The organism is Halosimplex halophilum (assembly GCF_004698125.1).
Classification (GTDB): domain Archaea; phylum Halobacteriota; class Halobacteria; order Halobacteriales; family Haloarculaceae; genus Halosimplex; species Halosimplex halophilum.
Genome location: NZ_ML214297.1, coordinates 1,506,673 through 1,524,400, shown reverse-complemented (window position 1 = coordinate 1,524,400; position 17,728 = coordinate 1,506,673). Strand labels below are relative to the sequence as shown.

16 protein-coding genes and 2 pseudogenes are annotated in these 17,728 nt (G+C 72.2%); 9 read left to right on the top strand and 9 right to left on the bottom strand.

The features are described 5' to 3' along the window. The first annotated feature begins 90 nt into the window (after positions 1-90). Positions 91-390 carry a HalOD1 output domain-containing protein gene (locus E3328_RS07720; protein WP_135364003.1) on the top strand — a complete coding sequence of 100 codons (300 nt, stop codon included), beginning with the start codon at positions 91-93 and terminating at the stop codon, positions 388-390. 43 nt (positions 391-433) lie between these two features. On the opposite strand, the gene E3328_RS07715 is transcribed toward E3328_RS07720, so the two are convergent. Together E3328_RS07715 and E3328_RS07710 are read right to left on the bottom strand one after the other, a co-directional pair. Next, positions 434-1,138 carry a helix-turn-helix domain-containing protein gene (locus tag E3328_RS07715; protein WP_135364002.1) on the bottom strand — a complete coding sequence of 235 codons (705 nt, stop codon included), beginning with the start codon at positions 1,136-1,138 and terminating at the stop codon, positions 434-436. 71 nt (positions 1,139-1,209) lie between these two features. Further along, complete coding sequence (locus E3328_RS07710) at positions 1,210-2,046, bottom strand: molybdopterin synthase (protein ID WP_135364001.1); 837 nt, start codon at positions 2,044-2,046, stop codon at positions 1,210-1,212. Positions 2,047-2,168: 122 nt separating this feature from the next. On the opposite strand from E3328_RS07710, the gene mobA reads away from it, so the two are divergent. Beyond that, the gene (mobA, locus tag E3328_RS07705; protein ID WP_135364000.1) at positions 2,169-2,816 is read left to right on the top strand and encodes a molybdenum cofactor guanylyltransferase; all 648 of its coding nucleotides are present in this window, start codon (positions 2,169-2,171) and stop codon (positions 2,814-2,816) included. A gap of 128 nt (positions 2,817-2,944) precedes the next feature. Further along, positions 2,945-3,487, top strand: coding sequence for a metal-dependent hydrolase (locus tag E3328_RS07700; protein ID WP_246022929.1), 543 nt, complete (start codon positions 2,945-2,947; stop codon positions 3,485-3,487). A 57-nt stretch (positions 3,488-3,544) separates the two neighbouring features. On the opposite strand, the gene E3328_RS07695 is transcribed toward E3328_RS07700, so the two are convergent. Then, positions 3,545-4,927: a YncE family protein gene (locus E3328_RS07695; RefSeq protein WP_135363998.1), complete on the bottom strand. Its 1,383-nt coding sequence runs from the start codon at positions 4,925-4,927 to the stop codon at positions 3,545-3,547. A gap of 117 nt (positions 4,928-5,044) precedes the next feature. Further along, a complete protein-coding gene (locus E3328_RS07690) occupies positions 5,045-6,028 on the bottom strand; it encodes a D-2-hydroxyacid dehydrogenase (RefSeq protein ID WP_135363997.1) in 984 nt (327 codons plus the stop codon). A 192-nt stretch (positions 6,029-6,220) separates the two neighbouring features. On the opposite strand from E3328_RS07690, the gene E3328_RS07685 reads away from it, so the two are divergent. Next, positions 6,221-7,945, top strand: coding sequence for an adenine deaminase (locus tag E3328_RS07685; RefSeq protein WP_135363996.1), 1,725 nt, complete (start codon positions 6,221-6,223; stop codon positions 7,943-7,945). 52 nt (positions 7,946-7,997) lie between these two features. Here the strand turns inward: E3328_RS07685 and E3328_RS07680 are convergent, their stop codons facing one another. Next, a complete protein-coding gene (locus E3328_RS07680) occupies positions 7,998-9,455 on the bottom strand; it encodes an NCS2 family permease (RefSeq protein ID WP_135363995.1) in 1,458 nt (485 codons plus the stop codon). Positions 9,456-9,605: 150 nt separating this feature from the next. On the opposite strand from E3328_RS07680, the gene E3328_RS07675 reads away from it, so the two are divergent. Further along, positions 9,606-10,688 carry an iron-containing alcohol dehydrogenase gene (locus tag E3328_RS07675; protein WP_135363994.1) on the top strand — a complete coding sequence of 361 codons (1,083 nt, stop codon included), beginning with the start codon at positions 9,606-9,608 and terminating at the stop codon, positions 10,686-10,688. Positions 10,689-10,982: 294 nt separating this feature from the next. On the opposite strand, the gene E3328_RS22510 is transcribed toward E3328_RS07675, so the two are convergent. Both E3328_RS22510 and E3328_RS22730 read right to left on the bottom strand, forming a co-directional pair. Continuing rightward, a complete protein-coding gene (locus tag E3328_RS22510) occupies positions 10,983-11,630 on the bottom strand; it encodes a universal stress protein (protein ID WP_281275769.1) in 648 nt (215 codons plus the stop codon). A 131-nt stretch (positions 11,631-11,761) separates the two neighbouring features. Beyond that, positions 11,762-11,866: pseudogene (locus E3328_RS22730) on the bottom strand (universal stress protein); the annotation flags it as partial. 167 nt (positions 11,867-12,033) lie between these two features. On the opposite strand from E3328_RS22730, the gene E3328_RS07665 reads away from it, so the two are divergent. Continuing rightward, positions 12,034-13,278 carry an NAD(P)/FAD-dependent oxidoreductase gene (locus E3328_RS07665; protein WP_135363993.1) on the top strand — a complete coding sequence of 415 codons (1,245 nt, stop codon included), beginning with the start codon at positions 12,034-12,036 and terminating at the stop codon, positions 13,276-13,278. Positions 13,279-13,436: 158 nt separating this feature from the next. After that, positions 13,437-13,718 (top strand): hypothetical protein, encoded by a 282-nt coding sequence (locus E3328_RS07660; RefSeq protein WP_135363992.1) that lies wholly within the window; start codon positions 13,437-13,439, stop codon positions 13,716-13,718. An 81-nt stretch (positions 13,719-13,799) separates the two neighbouring features. Here E3328_RS07660 and E3328_RS07655 read toward each other — a convergent pair whose 3' ends face one another. Both E3328_RS07655 and E3328_RS07650 read right to left on the bottom strand, forming a co-directional pair. Next, entirely contained in the window at positions 13,800-14,399 is a 600-nt protein-coding gene (locus E3328_RS07655; protein ID WP_135363991.1) for a hypothetical protein, read from the bottom strand. A 156-nt stretch (positions 14,400-14,555) separates the two neighbouring features. Continuing rightward, on the bottom strand, positions 14,556-15,269 hold the full coding sequence (locus tag E3328_RS07650; RefSeq protein WP_135363990.1) for a DUF7343 domain-containing protein: 714 nt from the start codon (positions 15,267-15,269) through the stop codon (positions 14,556-14,558). Positions 15,270-15,416: 147 nt separating this feature from the next. Here E3328_RS07650 and E3328_RS07645 point away from each other — a divergent pair, with 147 nt between their 5' ends. Together E3328_RS07645 and E3328_RS07640 are read left to right on the top strand one after the other, a co-directional pair. Continuing rightward, on the top strand, positions 15,417-16,085 hold the full coding sequence (locus tag E3328_RS07645) for a hypothetical protein (RefSeq protein WP_135363989.1): 669 nt from the start codon (positions 15,417-15,419) through the stop codon (positions 16,083-16,085). A 300-nt stretch (positions 16,086-16,385) separates the two neighbouring features. Further along, a pseudogene (locus tag E3328_RS07640) lies at positions 16,386-17,725 on the top strand (RNA-guided endonuclease InsQ/TnpB family protein). Positions 17,726-17,728: the final 3 nt, after the last annotated feature.

Here is a 17,728-nt window from a genome sequence, read left to right as displayed (position 1 = left end):
CGGCGCCGACGACGGCACACCCTCGAACTGTAGGGACCGGGCTTTTGCGGTTATCCGCTCTGGTTGCGGTAGCGAGGGACTTCTCTCACTATGTACCAGACAGACCCGGCGAACACAGATTCGGACAGCACTACGACGCGGCACGACGGTGACCGCACGCTCCTCTCGGCGATAGTCGAGGCGGTCGGGGCGGAGACGGGACGGGACCCCCTCGACCTGGACCCGCTGTACAGTGCGCTCGACACGGAGGCGCTGGAGCGCGTCGTGTCGCCGGACCGCGGCGCCGATCCCCCGGCGGGACACCTCCGGTTCCGCTACGAGTCCTGCGACGTGACCGTCACCGGCGACGGCCGCGTGACCGCCGCCCGCCGCGAGAACGGGGCTCGCTGACTCACCGCTTCGGGACGCTCGCTCGCCCGCGCTCGGGGACCGGTCACCGGTCGGCCGCGTCGAACATCGCGGCGAACAGTTTGCGTTCGGCGGCGTGGACGTGTTCGGAGAACGTCGCCGAGGAGATGCCCAGGCCCTCGGCGACCTCCTCGCCGGTGGCCTCGCGGGGCCACTCGTAGTACCCCGCCTCCAGCGCCGTCCGGAGCACCTCGCGTTGCCTGTCCGTGAGGTGGGTGTGCAGCGCCTCCCGGAGGCAGGCGTCGGAGAACAGCGGCGTCAGGGAGTCGATCCGGCGCTTGGCGGCCAGGTCGGCCTCCGGGACGGCGTCGAGGAACGAGTCGACGACCTCGCCCGGGTCGTACGGCGGCGGGATCTCGGCCCTGATGCGTCCGCTCCCGTCCGCGCTCCGGACCTCCCGCGGGAGCGCGCCCCGCTCGGCCAGCGCCATGGCCGGGCAGTCCCCGTCGACCACGAACTCGACGAGGCCGCCGCGGTCCCACTCCTCGATGACTCTGGCCTCCAGCGTCTCGAACTCCTCGGCCCCCTCGGCGATCCGCCGGGCGTCGGTCCCCGCCACGTCGAAAAACTCCGCGTACTCCCCGTCCTGCCGTGGAACCATCTCCGCGAGTTCGAACCTGCACGCCTCCGCCTCCGAGGCGCCCACGAACGGGTATTTCGTGTCGCGGATCGTGAACTCGACCTCGAACACCGACTCACCCGGGTCCGACGGCGAAGGGCGACTCTCCATCCTCTCGGCGTACGCGGCCGCGTTCAAAAAGCGTCACGCCCGAGTACGTCGGCCGCGGTCGCGGCCGCCGCTCACCGGTCGGGCCGCTCGTGGGACCAGAAGGTGTCGTCGACGGTGACCTCCTTCTTGAACAGCGGCACCTCGTCCTTCAGCCGGTCGATGCCGTCCTCGACGGTCTCGAAGGCCTCGCGGCGGTGGCCCGCGAGGACGACGACAAAGACGATGTCCTCGCCGGCCTCGACGACGCCGGTGCGGTGGTGCATGCGGACCTCCAGCACCCCGTCGCGCGCTTCGAGCTCCTCGCGGATGGCGGCCGTCCGCTCCTCGGCGACGCCGTCGTACTTCTCGAACTCCAGGTGTTCGGTGGGCTCGTCGTCGGGGCCGTCCTGCGCGCGGACCCGGCCGGTGAACGTCGCGATTGCGCCCGCGTAGCGGGCGTCGGGCGAGCGCTTCACCTCGGCCACGAGCGACCCGAGCGACTCGTACGGTTCCAGGTCGTCGAGGGCCGCGATCACCGAGTCGAGGTCGACCGCGTCAGCGTCGGCGGCCGTCGCCACGGTCTCGCCGGCGTGGCCGCGGCCGCCGAGCGCGACCGTCGGGAGCGGCCGGTCGCTGTACCCCTCGACGAGACAGTAGTCGCAGTCGGCGGCCAGCTCGTCGAGGGTCCCGGTCAGCGACCGCTCCGCCCCGGTGGCGAACCAGCCGGCGTCGTCGGTGATCCCGTAGGTGGCGTCGGCGCCGGCGGCGCGGTGGCGGGCGGTGTCTTTCCCCTCGGTGTCGACGGTCGGCTCGGTCTTCAGGTGTTTGACGGTCGCGACGCGTCCGCGGTCGGCGAGCCGGTCCGCGAGGCGCTCGACCAGCGTCGTCTTGCCCGAGTCCGACGGCCCGACGATCCCCAGGACCTGCATACCCGTACTCGGCGGCCCGACGGCTTGTAAATTCCGCGTCACCGGTTCGGGCCCGGCGTCGCTACGGGCCCGGCCGCTCCCGATGGACAGTCACATACCCGGGGCCGACCGACGTAGCGGTGATGAGCGACCACGAGGGTCCGCGCGTCCGCGGCGTCGTCCTCGCCGGCGGCCGGAGCACCCGCTTCGGCGACGCGGACAAGGCGCTGGCGACCTACGAGGGGCGACCGCTCGTCGCCCGCGCCGCCGACGCCGTCGCCGCGGCGACGGAGGGGCCGCCGCTGCTCTCGGTTGCGACCGACGAGCAGGCCGACCGGCTGCGCGACGCGCTGGGCGACCGGCCGGTCGAGCCGGTCCGGGACGACCCCTCGCTGTCGGGGCCGCTGGCGGGACTGGCGGCCGCCGCCGCGGCGACCGACGCGCCCTGGCTGTTCGCCTGCGCCTGCGACATGCCGCTGGTCTCGCCCGGGAGCATCGACGCGTTGCGCGCGCGACTCGCTGAAGCCGCCGCGAGCGGCGACCGAGCCGACGCCGTCGTCCCGGTCGTCGACGGGTACGACCAGCCGCTGCACGCGCTCTACCGGCGCTCGACGCTCGCCGGCGCGCTGGCGGACCGCTCGCCCGGCGACGCGCTGATGGGGCTGCTCGACGGGCTGGCCGTCGAGCGGGTCGCGGCCGATGCGGTCGACGCGCCGCTGGCCGAGGCGACGACGAACGTCAACACCCGCGCGGAGCTGGCGGCGCTTCGAGAGAGCGACGCCGGCGAGTAGCCGTCCCGGGCACGCGAGCCGACCTCGCCCGGGGCCGCGAGTCGGCCGCGCTCGGCCCGGCGAGTTGCGCCTGCAGGCCGCCGGGCTATTCCGTTCGGCGCCCAAACGCGGTCGCAATGGTCGACGTCATGGGACACGTAGCGATGGCGCTGCTCTGGGCGCTCCCGGCGTGGTTCGTCTGGCACGACCGGGTCAGCGTCGTGTTCGTCGCCATCGCCGCCGTCGTGGCACCGATACCCGACGGGGACAAGTACCTCGCGATGGCGTTCCCGGACGCCGTCCACCACCACGGGGTCACGCACACCGTGATATTCGCCGTCGCGGCGGCGCTCGTCGCCGGCGCGCTCGCCGCCTGGCTGCTCACCGACCGCGTCGACGGGTGGGTCCGCGGCGACCGGTTCGACGCCTCCAGCATGTTCGTGTTCGCGACCGGCGCCGTCCTCGTCAGCTGGCTGAGCCACGTCTTCGCCGACATGCTGTCGGCGCCGGACATCTCGACGCCCATCGAGCCGCTGTGGCCCTTCGTCGACGGCTCCTGGGGGATCGACCTGATCTGGTACAACAACCCGCTGTGGAACGTCGTCTTCCTCGCCGTCATGGTGCTCGCCCACGGCGTGCTGGCCTACAGCGCGTTCAAGGTGGACCACCCCTACCGGATCGAGAAGGCCTGAGCGGCCGTCCCGGCGGCACTCGACGGTCGCCCCCGCAGGCACGACCCCGTTTTCACGCTACAGCCGGTGGCCGCACGCGCAGTTGCCGACGCAGTAGGTGGTGTCGGCCTCCCCCACGTCCAGGCCGACGGCGGCCATCGCCGCGAGCAGGCTCGCCGGGCCGTCGGACTCGGGGCGGACCCGGGCCGCCGTCGACCCGTAGGGCGCGGCCCCGACCGGGACCCGCTCGACGAGCTCCCGCGACTCGGCGTCGATCACCGCCACCTCGTCGTTCGTCTGGACCGGGACGTACAGTTTCTCGCGGCCCGGGTCCCACGTGCCGGCGAACGCCGAGCCGCCGAGGTCGATCCGGTCGGCCACCGCCTCCGCCTCGATGTCGACGACGGACACGTCGTCGGTCCCCGGCGTGAAGACGTAGCCGTAGCGCGAGTCGGGACCGACCTCGCTGGTGAGCGCGCCCTCCCCCAGGCCGTCGGCCTCGGGGGTCAGCTGCGCCAGCAGTTCCGGGTCGGCGGGGTCGCTCGTGTCCCAGACGCTCTCGGTTCCCGTCTGATGCTCGACGATCAGGCGGTCGCCGTTCGGGGCGACCGTCCCCATCCACGGCGCCGAGGCGGCGGCGTCTCCGTCGGAACCGCCGCCGTCGCTGCCTGCGGCCGGCACGTCGATCTGCGTCTCGATCTCGAAGGGGTCCAGCCGGAGGACGGTCAGCGTGTCGCCGAACAGGTCGGGGACGTAGGCGACGGCGCCGTCGGGGTGGACCGTCACGTCGCAGGGCCCCGGCCCCTCCCGGTCGCCGCGGCCGCCCTCGTCGGCCCGGTCGATCCCCGCGAGGACCTCCCCGAACGTCTCCGAGTCCCGGTCGGCGTCGACCAGGAGGTTCCGGTGGGCGGGCTCGCGGGCGCTGACGACGGCGGCCGACCCGTCGGGCGTCAGCTCCTGCCAGTTCGACCCCGACCCCGTCTCGACGCGTGCGACCTCCGAGAGCGACCCCGCCGTCAGGGCGCGGACGCCCCGGCCGACGTTGAGCCACAGGGGGTCCTCGGGAGCGGTCGTCAGGCCGGGCGCGTACTGGTTCGAGGGGAACGACGCGGAGAGGCCGACGTGCTGGGTGGCGACCACCTCGTCCCGTTCGGGGTCGATCAGGCTCACCGTCGCGTCGCCCGTGTTGAAGACGACGACCGTGTCGTCGCCGGTCCCCTCGCCGCCGGACGGCGTCGCGCTATCCGTCCCGCTCCCGCCGGGCCCGCTCGGACACCCCGCGAGCGCCGCGCCGGCCGTCGCCGACCCGGCGAGCACCCCCCGGCGGGAGACGCTCGCCCGGTCGCCGGCCCGTTCGTCTCCGGCCGACTCGTCGGCGGTTCGGTCGTCGCCGCCCCCGTCCGCCGTCCCGTCCCGCCGGTCGCGGTTCGGATACAGCCGCGACCCGTCGCCGTCGGTCATACCCGTGCCTGGGACCGTCCGGAAAAGTAGCTGCTGGTGGCGTGCGCGGGTCGCGCGAACGCGGGTCGCGTCTCGGCGTCCGCGACGGCCACCGCGGAGACCGCGTCCGTCCCGCCGTCACTCCCCCTCGGGTGTGACGACCTGGTTCCGGAGGCCGTCGCGGCGGTCGGTCTCCTCGATGCGTTCGAGGTTCTCGACGAGGATGTCGGCGAGCCGCTCCCAGTAGTTCGGCGTCGAGCCGGCGTTGTGCGGCGTGATCCGGACGTTGTCGAACTCCCACAGCGGGTGGTCGGCGGGCAGCGGCTCCGGGTCGGTCACGTCCAGCGCCGCGCCGCCGAGCTTGTTCCCGCGGACCGCGTCGACCAGCGCCTCCGTGTCGACGATGGGGCCCCGGCCGACGTTCACGAGGACGGCCTCTGTCGGCATCGCCGCGAGTTCCGCCTCGCCGACGAGCCCGCGCGTCTCGTCGGTCAGCGGCGCCGCGACGACGACGTACTCCGACCGCGAGAGCGCCCCCTGGAAAGACTCGTCGTCGGTGAAGCCGACGACCTCGTCGGTCGGACCGCCCTTCTCCGGGCTGTAGCGGGCGCCGATCGTCTCGACGCCGAACCCCTCCAGGCGCTCGACGACCGCCTCGCCGATGGCGCCCATGCCGACGACGGTCACCGTCGACCCCCGGAACTCGCCGCCGCGGAAGTGCTGCCAGGTGTTCGTCTGCTCGCGGCGCCACCCCTCGTCGAGCCGCCGTGCGAAGCCCAGCAGCCAGCCGACCACCTGCTCGGCGATGTTCGGCCCGTGGACGCCCGAGGCGTTCGTCACGGCCACGCCGCGCTCGCGGAAGGCGTCGAGCGGCAGGTGGCCGACGCCCGCCGACCCGCCGGCGAACAGTTCGAGGGCGTCGGCGCGGGCGAGCAGCTCCTCGTCCATGTGCATCCCGGTGACGACCCGGGCGGCGCCGACCGCCTCGCGGGTCTCCCCCTCCGTCCGCGGGAGTTTGACGTGGTAGCTCGGGAGCCGCGACCGGAGCTCCGCGGCGTACTCGCTCGCGGGGTCCCCGTGTGCGGGCTGGTTCAACACGACGATGCGGTCTGATCCGGTCATACATTCGAGTGGGCGCTCCGGCGGAAAAGCGTTCGCGACCCGGCCGGTCGTTCCCCGATCGCGGACGGCGATCCCGGACTCGACGCCGCCTCGCCCGCACTTGCGCACCTATTAGTGGTCGCTCGCGCTATCGCGACACATGACTGCTGTCACTCGCGGTCGCACGGACGGTCGAACCGGGGGGCGGATCCGGTGAGCGACGCCGTCGACCTGCTCGTGCGCGGCACGCTCGTCAACGTCAACACCGGACGGCTGGAAGAGAGCGCGGTGGCGGTCGACGACGGCGAGGTCGTCGCGCTCGCGGAGCGGCCGGCCGACCGCGAGATCGAGGGGGCGTACGTCGCGCCGGGGCTCATCGACGCCCACATGCACGTCGAGTCGTCGATGGTGACGCTGCCGCGCTACGGCGAGGCGGTCGTCCCCCGCGGCGTGACCAGCGTCGTCCACGACCCGCACGAACTCGCCAACGTCCTCGGCGCCGAGGGGATCCGGAACGTCGTCGCCGACGCCCGGCACACGCCGCTGAAGGCGCGGTTCGGCGTCTCCTCGTCGGTCCCGGCCAGCCACCTCCAGGACGCCGGCGCGACCGTCGACGTCGACGACGTGCGCGAGCTGCTCGACATCGACGAGGTGGTCGCGCTCGCCGAGGTGATGAACATCCCCGGCCTGCTGGCGGGCGACGAGTCCGTCCACGCGAAGATCCGCGCCGCCCGCGAGCGCGGGCTCACCGTCGACGGCCACGCCCCCCGCGTCACCGGCGACGACCTCCAGGCGGTCGCCCGCTACCTCGACACCGACCACGAGAGCATCTCCCTGGCCGAGGCCCGCGAGAAGGTCCGGGCGGGCCTGCGCGTCTACCTCCGCGAGGGGTCGTCCAGCAAGAACCTCGCCGATCTGGTCGGTCTCGTCGACGAGGTCGACAGCCGCCGGATCTCGCTGTGTTCCGACGACCGCGACGTGACGGACCTGGTCGAGGAGGGCGGCGTCGACCACGCCGTCCGCGCCGCCGTCGACCGCGGCGTCGACCCCGTCGAGGCCGTCCAGCTGGCGACGATCAACACCGCCGAGGCCTACGACCTCCCCTTCGGCCGGATCGAGCCCGGCGCGCCCGCCGACCTGGTCGTCCTCTCGGATCTCGAATCCTGGTCGGTCGACCACGTCGTCGTCGACGGCGTCGTCGACCCGACGGAGGGTCGGGCCGAGCCGCCGACCTCGGAACTCGCGACCGACACCGTCCACTTCGACCCCGTCGACGCCGCGGACCTGGCGGTCGAACGCGACGGCGACGGGCCGGTGACGGTCAGGGTCGTCGACGCCGTCGGCGGCATCCAGACCGCGCGGATGGAGGCAGAGGTGCCGGTCGGGCCGCTGTCCGGCGGGTCGGCGGACGCCGGGAACATCGGGGACGAACCTGGCGACGACCCGCGCGTCCTCCGCGCGGACACGGACGCCGACGTGCTCCCGATGGCCGTCGTCGAGCGCCACGGCGGCGACGGGGGGATCGGTCGCGGGTTCGTCCACGGCCTGGGCCTCGATCGCGGCGCCGTCGGGTCGACCGTCGCCCACGACGCCCACAACTGCATCGTCGCGGGGACCGACCACGCGGCGATGGCCCGCGTCGCGAACCACCTCCGGGAGGTCGAGGGCGGGGTGGCGGTCTACGACCCCGCCGAGGACTCGGTCACGTCGCTGGCGCTCCCGGTCGCCGGGCTGATGTCCGACGAGCCGCTTTCGACCGTCGCCGACGAGTTCGCCGCCGTCGAGTCGGCCGCCGAGGCGGTCGGCCTCGACCCCGAGGGCGGGCTGATGGAACTGTCCTTCCTCGCGCTCGAAGTGATCCCCGAGTACCGACTCACGAACAGGGGACTCGTCGACGTGGAGCGGTTCGACTACGTCGACCTCGTGGTCGAGGGCTGACCGCCTGCGGCGAACGTCCGGTTGCGGCCGGCCCGATCCGGCGCCGACCCGCTCAGGCGACCGTCTGGAGGACGCCGCCGGTCCGGACGGCGAAGTAGACGACGAACGCGGCGGCCAGCGCCCACTGGCCGAGTCGCACGTCCTTGCGCTCGCCGCGCGCGGCCTTGACGACCGGGTAGCTGACGATGCCCGCGGCGATGCCGTAGGCGATCGAGAACGTCAGCGGCATGACGATGACCGTCAGCCCCGCGGGGATCGCGTGGGTGAGGTCGTCCCACTGGACCTTGACGACGTTCTGGAGCATCAGCAGCGCGACGACGACCAGGGCGATGTGGGAGGCGTACAGCGGGACGGCCGCCGCGAGCGGCACGACCGCCAGCGCCCCGAGGAAGAGGACGCCGACGACCAGCGCCGTCATCCCCGTCCGGCCGCCCTCCTGGACGCCGGTCGCCGACTCGACGAACGTCGTCACCGTCGAGGTGCCGATGATCCCGCCGACGGTCGTCCCGATGGCGTCGGCCATCAGGGGCCTGTCGATGTCCGGCAGGTTCCCCTCCTCGTCGAGGAAGCCCGCGACCTGGGAGACGCCGGTCAGCGTCCCCGCGGTGTCGAAGAAGTCCACGAAGAAGAACGTGAACACGACGAGCGCGAACGCGAAGGCGTCGACGTTCTGGAAGCCGTCGAGGAACGCCCCGAACAGCGGCGAGATGTCGTACTGCGCATCGGGGATGTTCGCGGTGAGCGTCCCGCCGCCGACCAGCCCCGCCGCCTCGACGAGGTAGCCGCCCGCCGTCGTCGCGAGGATCCCGAGGAGGATCGCGCCCCGCGTCCCCTTGACGTAGAGCGCGAGCGTCAGGAACAGGCCGAGGACGGACATGATGGCGACCGGGTCGGAGGCGACCGAGCCGAGCGTCACGAGCGTCGCCCCGTCGTCGACGACCAGCCGCATCTCCTGGAGCCCGATCATCGCGAGGAAGACCCCGATCCCCGTCCCGACGGAGAACTTCACCGGCGCCGGGAACAGCTCGATGATGTACTCGCGGGCGCCGACGGCGGTGAGGGCGATGAAGATCACCCCCTCGACGACGACCGCGGCGAGCGCCGTCTCCCAGGGGATCCCAAGCGCGCCGATCACGGTGAACGCGAAGAAGGCGTTGAGTCCCAGGCCCGGCGCCTGCGCGAACGGCCGGTTCGCGTAGAAGGCCATCACGAAGATGGCCACCGACGCCGCGAGGATGGTCGTCACCGCCAGCATCTGTTCGACCTCCCCCGGCGCGTACCCGTCGATGACGATGCCGGGTTTCTCGCCGGGGATCCCCGTCAGGATCGAGGGGTTGACGACGACGATGTAGCTCATCGTCAGGAACGTCGTCAGCCCCGCGAGGACCTCCGTCGTCAGGTCCGTGTCGTGTTCCGCGAACCCGAAGTAACTCGCCAGGACGGACTCGTTGCCCGACCCGGCGCCCGATCCGCCCGAACCGTCGCCCGCCGCCGGCGTGTCTCCCGACATGCGCTGATACCCCACGAACGTCCGCAGAGCCGCTTATACCTTACCGTCTGTCCGGAGCGGGCCGCGCTGCCGCTCCGCGCCTCGCGCGCCCGTCTCGCGAGCGACGATAGCTCCCGAACGTTTAACGGCCACGCCGGACCACCCCCGGGCATGCACCGACGCTTCGTCTCGCCGCGCGCCTACGTCCAGGGGGCCGGCGCCCTCGACGACGCGGGCGCCGAGTTCGACCGCCTCGACGCCGACCGCGCGTACGTCCTCGGCGGCGACACCGCCCTGGTGACCGCCGGCGACGCCGTCTCGGCCGGCCTGGCCGACGCCGGGGTCGAGCTGGCCCACACCGCTTCGGCGGTCGACCGCTGTACCGACTCCGTCCTCGACGACCACGTCGACGCCGCCGCGGCCGCCGGCGCGGACCTGGTCGTCGGCGTCGGCGGCGGCGTCGCGATGGACGTGGCGACGGCCGTCGCCGACCGGGCCGACGCCGAACTCGCGGTCGTCCCGACCATCGCCAGCACCGACGCGCCCACGAGCACCGTCGCCGTCGTCTACGACGACGCCGGGAACTTCCGGGAGGTGCGCTACCGCGACCGCAACCCCGAACTCGTCCTCGTCGACACCGCCGTCGTCGCCGGGGCGCCCGCCCGCTTTCTCGCCTACGGCATGGGCGACGCCGTCGCCACCCGCTTCGAGGCCGAGGCCGTCGCCGCAACCGGCGGACGCACCGACGCCGACGGGGCGTCGAGTTTCGCCGCCCGCGCGCTCGCCGAGGAGGCCTACCGCCGCGTCCGCGAGCACGGCCCCGACGCCCTCGCCGCGGTCCGGCGCGACGCCGTCACGCCCGCCGTCGAGCGGGTCGTCGAGGCCAACACCCTCCTGTCGGGACTGGGCTTCGAGAGCGGCGGCACCGCCGGCGCCCACGCCGTCCAGATCGGTCTCACCAACGCCGGCGTCCGCGAGCCTCACGGCCTGCTCGTCGGCTTCGGCACCGTCGCCGAACTGCTCGCCCGCGACGCCGGTCCCGACGTCGTCTCCGAGGTCCTCGACGTGCTGTTCGACATCGGTCTCGACGTGACCCTCGCCGAACTGGGCGTCGACGAGGACGACCTGACGGCCGTCGGGGAGGTCGCCTGCGAGCACGGGATGGGACTGGAGCCCGTCGACGCCTCGCCGCGCCGGGTGGCCGACGCGGTTCGGACGGCTGACGAGCTGGTCCGGGAGCGACGGGGCGAGTGAGAGTGCGGCGTCGTGCGCCGTCGAACTGCGGGAATCCCGACCGGTTCGGGCCGGTCCCGGCGGCGATGCGGGGTCGCGGTCTGTGTCGCTCGAACCCCCTTTCGGATGTGAACCGTGGCCGGAGCGGAGCCCCGCCCCGATTGAAACCCTTCGCGGACACCGTTTGCCCGCCGGGTCAGCGGCCCGACCGACCCGGAAACCGCACTCGAACCCGGAACCGGCCCGGCGGAGCGAGTCGGGCTCACCCGGAGTCGGGACGGACGGCCAGCACCGGCACGGCGGAGCGAGTCGGGCTCACCCGGAGTCGGGACGGACGGCCAGCACCGGCACGGGCGAACGGGAGACGACCCGCTCGGTCGTGCTCCCCAGCAGCACGCGGTCGAGGCCGGTGCGGCCGTGAGTGCCCATCGCCACGAGGTCGACCCCCGCCTCGTCGACGTAGTCGAGCAGGTCGGCCGCGGGGAACCCCTCCTCGACGGCGGTCACCGCGTCGAGCCCCTCGTCGCGGGCACGCTCGGCGACGGCCTCGACGGCGGCCTCGCCGGCCTCGGTGAGCCGTTCCAGCTGGCGGGTCGGCGGCTCGACGCCCGTCCTGGTCGCCATCGATCCCAGGTCGACGACGTGGACCGCGTGGACGGTCGCGTCGAAGGCCTCTGCGACGGCGAGCCCGTGGTCGACCGCCGCCTCGGCCGCGTCGCTGCCGTCCGTGGGGACGAGCACGTCGTCGTAGTCGGTGACGGGGTCGGCGTCGGTCTCGCGGGCGGTCAGGACCGGCCGCGCCGCGTGGCGGAGGACGTACCGCGCGACGCTCCCGAAGACGAGCCGCGAGAGCCCGCGCCGGCCGTGGGTGCCCATCGCGACGGCGTCGAACTCGCCCTCCGCTGCGTAGTCGACGATGGCCTTCGCGGGGTCGCCGGAGACGACCGCCGTCTCCACGGGCACGCGGTCGCCGGCCAGCGCCGCCGCGTCCTCGACGGCGGACTCGGCCCCGCGCTCGACGCGCTCGCGGAACTCACCCGAGACCCCGCCCGCGTTGAACGGTCCGGCCGCCGGTTCAGGTCCGCGACGCCGAGCACCGTCACGGTCGCGTCGAACGCCGCCGCCAGGGAGACGGCGTGGCGGGCCGCCCGCTCGGCGTGCGCGCTGCCGTCGGTCGGCACCAGGATCGTCTCGTACATGTTCGAGGGTTCGCCCGGCGAGTATTTGAAACCGGCCACGGTTCCCGGCGGACGGGACCGACCGGGGCTCGTACCCCCTCGACCAGCCGCGTCGGGGGCCGCCGCCAGCAGACGGTTTCCGACCCGCCCGTCAGTGGCCTTTTCTCGATTCGGCCCGCAGTCCCGTCATGCGCGTCGCCGTCTTCGGCGCCGGATACGCCGGCCTGACCCTCGCCCGCGAGCTCGAATCGTCGCTCCCCGAGGCGGCCGACCTCGTCGTCGTCGACGAGGACGCCAGCCACCTCGTCCAGCACGAACTCCACCGGGTCGTCCGCCGACCCTCCCTGGCCGACGAGATCGTCGTCGACCTCGACGAGATGCTCGACCGCGCGACCGTCCGCGAGGCGACCGTCACCGACATCGACACGGCGGCGGGCGTCGCCGCCCTCGGGGAGGGCGGAGACGGCCCGGCGGAACCCACCGAACTGTCCTACGACGTGGGCGCCGTCTGCCTGGGCGCCGAGACCAACTACTACGGCCTGCCCGGCGTCGAGGCCCACGCGACGCCGCTCAAGCGCCTGGCCGACGCCGAAGCCGTCCGCGCGGACTTCCTCGACGCCGTCGACGCCGGGACGGCCGCGGACCCGGCCCGCGTCGTCGTCGGCGGGGCGGGCCTGTCGGGGGTGCAGGTCGCCGGCGAGCTCGCCGCGCTCGCCCGCGAGGAGGGCGCCCGCGACGCCGTCGAGGTGGTCCTCCTCGAACAGGAGGGGACCGTCGCGCCGAACTTCCCCGAGAACTTCCAGCGGGCGGTCCGCGAGGAACTGGAGGCCCGCGACGTGCGCGTGGAGACGAACCACGCCGTCGAGAGCGCCGACGACGAGAGGGTCGCGTTCGCCGACGGGTCGACCGAGCGCTACGACGGGTTCGTCTGGACCGGCGGGATCCGCGGCCCGGACGCCCTCCGCGGGGAGCGCCCGGTCGTCCGCGGCGACCTGCGCTACCGCGACGGCACCTTCGTCGTCGGCGACGCCGGCCGGGTCGTCGACACCGACGGCGAGGCCGTCCCCGCCAGCGCCCAGGCGGCCATCCGCGAGGCCCGCGTCGCCGCCGACAACGTCGCCCGGCTCGTCGACCACGAACTCTCCGGCGAGGGCGGCTTCGAGCCACGGCTCGACGGCTACCGCTTCGACTCGCTGGGCTGGCTCGTCAGTGTCGGCGACGGCGCCGTCGCGCAGGTCGGCCCCACGGTGTTGAGGGGACGGTCGGCGAAGGCGCTCAAAACGTCGGTCGGCGCCGGCTACCTCTCCAGCGTCGGCGCCGTCGAGAACGCGGCCGACCTCGTCCGGGAGGAAGTGGGGTGGCCCGAGGGAGACGAGGAAGACACGGCGCCGGATCCCTCCGGAGAGGGCGATTCCGGCCGGATCGGGGAGTGACCGACTCGCGAACGGACGGTGGATCGTGCTCGGTGTCGGTGGTGCTGTCAGGTGCGGTCGGCGCGCGCTGTCCATCGCGGTGACGATCACTGCTACGAGCGCACCGAGGGCGTTCCGCGCCGCCGCACTTTTGGGAATCGCCCCCGAGATCTCAGACGATGCCCTCCAACAAGACGACAGGCGCGGCCCCGATAGCGACCGGCGTCCTCCTCGCCGGCACGGCCGCGCGAGAAGTCGCACGGCACGGACTCGAACGCTGGACCGCACTGGCGCTCGTCGGCGGCCTCTCGGCGGTCGCCGTCGGCGTCGGCGTCCTGACCGGCCGCGGCGGGTTCGGTACCGACAGCTCGGACGACCGGCGCGACCGGACGACGACGGTCGCACTCGCCGGCCTCGCGCTGGTGAGCGTCGCCGTCGGCGCCGCGGTCGCGCTGGCGTAGCGCCGCTCGCTGGTTACCCGCCCGTCGACCGACGACGGGCGGAAGCGGCGCCGGACGGGCCGCAGTGCGCGGTCCGTCCGGTCACCGTCCGGGGGTCGACGTGTTCGATACCGTGTACTCGCTGTCGTTCAGCGATATCCGGACGAACGCGTCGCTGTCGGCCGTGAGTCGCGTCGCGTTCGTCTCGCTCGGGGGCGAACCCCCGGAGGCTTCGTCGCCTCCGAATCGGGTCGTCCCGTTGCCGACCCGTTCGATCTCGATCTTGTCCCGTTCGAACTCGTCGGCGGTCACGACGGCGGGCTCGTCGACGGCGACGACCGAGCCGTTCGACACGTCGGCGACGACGCGGGTCGGCGCCGTCTCGTTGCGCGCGACCCAGACCGACACCGGGTCGCCCTCGGTGACCGGCGCCCACACCTCGAAGCGGACGCGCTCGCCGTCGACGGCGTCGCGGACGGTCTCGTTCGCCCACGCCGTCCGCCAGGCGTCCTCGACCGTCGCCGCGTCGAGTTCGTCGTCGGGGTCGACGGTCGCGACCGTGTAGTTGTCGGGCGGTTCGACTGGCGCCGGCGTCCCCGTCGCGGGGGCGGCCGGCGAATCCGTCGCGGTCGCGGCCACCACGCTGCCCGTCCCGAGGACGAACACCGCGGCGGCCGCGAGTGCGAGTAGTTTCCGTCGCATTGTCTCAGTGGGGCGGTCGCCCCGGCGACACCTTCGGAGAAAGCCCTCAAAGTCGTTGATTGGAAAGGGGACGGAAGCGGTTCGAAACGCCCGAAATCCGCCGTTTCGTGGGTAGGGTGAGCGTGCCGAGCGGGTCGGGCGAGCGTGACGAATCGGTCAGGTGAGCGTGACGAGGTTGCCCATGCCGCGGCGCTTGCGCTCGAGGAGGTCGCGGTGTTCGAGCGCGTCGAGCGTCCGGCTGACCGTCGCCTTCGACAGGTCGGTCTCCTCGACGATCTCCCGCTGGGGGAGCTCGCCGCCGGCGTCGAGGACGAGCCTGAAGACGGTCTCCTCGTTGCCGGTCAGCCGCTCCGCGGCCGCCTCCCACTCCTCGCGGCGGGACTCCGGATCGGCCGCGCTCGCTGTCCCGGAGTCGACCGCGGCCACCGTCCCGGAACCGGCGGCGGTCGCCCGCCCGGAGTCGTCGCCGGCCGCCCCCTCGGCGCGTTCGGGCGCGGCGTCCGGCGCGCGGGTCGCGCCGTCAGCGACGGGCTGTGCCGCGTCGGGGTCAGCGGCCGGAGTCCGGGTGTCGGCGCGGTCGTCCGTCCGGTCGGAGTCGGTACCGGGCTGGTGGGGAGCGGTATCGGACCGGCTTGAGTCGCCCACGAGCAGGTACGTGCCGGCCGCCCCGAGGAGCGCCGCCGAGAGGCCGACCACCGTCACGTCGCCGTACGTGAAGTACTGCCCGATGCGGGTGGTCTGAGTGCCGTCGGCGCCCATCGAGACGACGACCGGGGACGGCGAGATCAGCTGGACGGCGAGCACGAGCGCCGCGGCGACGACGGCGACCGCGGCGAGGAGGTGTCGCGCGTGGAGGGCGCGGGGGTCCATGGCCGCCGCTAGCCGGGGACACCCCCAAATGCGTATCGCTCTCATCCCGGCGTTCGGCGCTGAAACGTCCGTGAAACGCGTTTCCAACGCGTTCGGAACGCGTTTCATCGACGGGTTGATTGGCTCTTCCGACCGACCGATCACGGGATGGCGACCGACGACCGCACCCGGACGACCGACTATCGGGCTCGGGCGGCCCTGCTCGTCGGGCTGGTGGCGCTCGGCGTCGGACTCGCGGCGGCCGGGACCGCGCTGTTCCCGGGCGGACCCGCCGACGCCGGCGAGCCCGGCGCGGCGTTCGTGGTCTCGGAGACGAACGTGAGCGTCGCCGACGCCGACCGCGACCCGACCGTGGTCGCGAACGTCTCGTCGGCGAGCCGGGTCGAGATCGAACGGGTCGACAGCGGGCGGTTCAGAGTCAGCACCGACACGCCGCTGTCCGACCGCGAGCGCCGGCGGGCGAAGGCGATCGCCCGGTCGAACGAAACCGTGCGACGGGCCCTCGCCGCGATGGACGGATACGAACTGGCGGTCGAACCGATACGGAAACTCACCGTCGGGTCCGCGGCCCGGGTGAACGCGACCGCGTGGTCGGTGAACGGGTCCGACGGGGTCCGGACCTTCCGGGTCGAGAACGTCACCGGCGGGTCGGACGGGTCGGTCGTCGTCGGGCGGTCGCGCGACTACGTCGACGGCGCGGCGAGCGTCGAGATCCGCCGCTCCCCGTCAGGGGAACTCGCCTACAGGGCCCGGGTGGACCTGGCGAACGGAACGGTGACCGGCGTCACCGACTGGGCGGCGGTCCGGGACGGCTGACAGGCGAGCCGACGCACTCGGCCGGAAAGGGAACAGGGTCCGGAGTCGGCCGGTCGCCGCGCGTTCCCGACGGAACTACCTTTCAACAGCGAGAGAGTCCCCGCCGTCGACGGCGCCTCGCGCCGTCTGCCCGTGGCGTCGAAGACGCCGCGCTGTTCACGGCGGGCGTGAATCGCGTAAACCCCTGTGAGGAACCGTCATGTTACAACTGGCGTGAGTCTCCAACGATCACCGACAGCTTTACTTTCACTATGATTGGCTGTCATTTATCTCCCCACAGCTCCTACAGGTGGTTGGCAGATGAAGCGGACCAACACGTTCGCCGTGCGACCGCTCTCCGAGACCGGAGAGCAACTGCTACGGGATCTGTTGGACGCTTCCGCCGCTCTCTGGAACGAGGTTAACTATCAGCGCCTCATGCGGTACAACGACGAGGACGGCTTCGGGGGAGATGTGTGGGACGCCGACACCGGCAGTCTCGAAGGGAAGTACAAAGGCGTTCTCGGTGCGTCCACGGCTCAACAAGTGATACGGAAGAACAGCGAAGCGTGGCGCGGGTTCTTCGAGAACAAGGAAGCGTATCACGACGCCTCGAATGCATCGGTCACGGAACACCCCAACCACCGGGGTTTCGTGGCAACGAGGACGATGGACGGCAACTCAGAACCGTCATTCGCAACACGTCGTACACCGTCGAATGGGGCAAGCGGTCCCGGCTTGAGATACTGGTCGGCAGCGAGTTGAAAGACCGATACGACCACACCGGGCGTCTCCGCTTGGAAATCGCTGGCGACCCGAATTGGCCCGACTACGAGAAACAGGGCCGGTTAGACCTATGGTACGACGAGACTGACAACACCTTCCGAGCTTCGCAACCCGTGACTGTTTCTAACGAGACACGGGCAACTCCACTGGCCTCAGAGAAGGCCGCTCTGGACATTGGTGCAAATAATCTCGTCGCCTGTACCACCACAACCGACGAACAATACCTGTACGACGGCCGTGAGCTGTTCCATCGATTCCGTGAGACGACACGAGAAATAGCCCGGTTGCAGTCCAAACTACCGGACGGCCGATACAGTAGCGAGCGTATCCGGCGACTGTACCGCAAGCGAACCCGCCGCCGTGATCACGCCCAAGAAGCGCTGTGTCGTGACCTGCTGGAACGACTGTACGAGGAGGGCGTAGAAACGGTGTATATTGGCGGGTTGACGGACGTGCTGGAGACACACTGGTCGGTCAAAACCAATGCCAAGACCCACAACTTCTGGTCGTTCAAGCAATTCACCGAGCGGCTAGCGTGTACCGCCGAGGAATACGGTATCTCGGTGGAAGTCCGGTCGGAGGCATGGACCAGTCAAGAGTGCCCCCAATGCGGTTCGACAGACCGAACGACACGGCATCAGGACACACTCACCTGTCCCTGTGGATTCGAAGGCCACGCCGACCTCACAGCCTCAGAGATGTTCCTAGAGCGGCAGACAGAGCAGTCAGTCAGGCCGATGGCACGGCCCGTGCGGTTCGAGTGGGACGACCACAACTGGTCGGGGATATCACACCCTCACGAAAGTCCCAAAGAACAGCGCACAGACCCGAGTACTGTCCACCGTGACGGGAATATTGTCTCCAGAGAGTCTTAGATT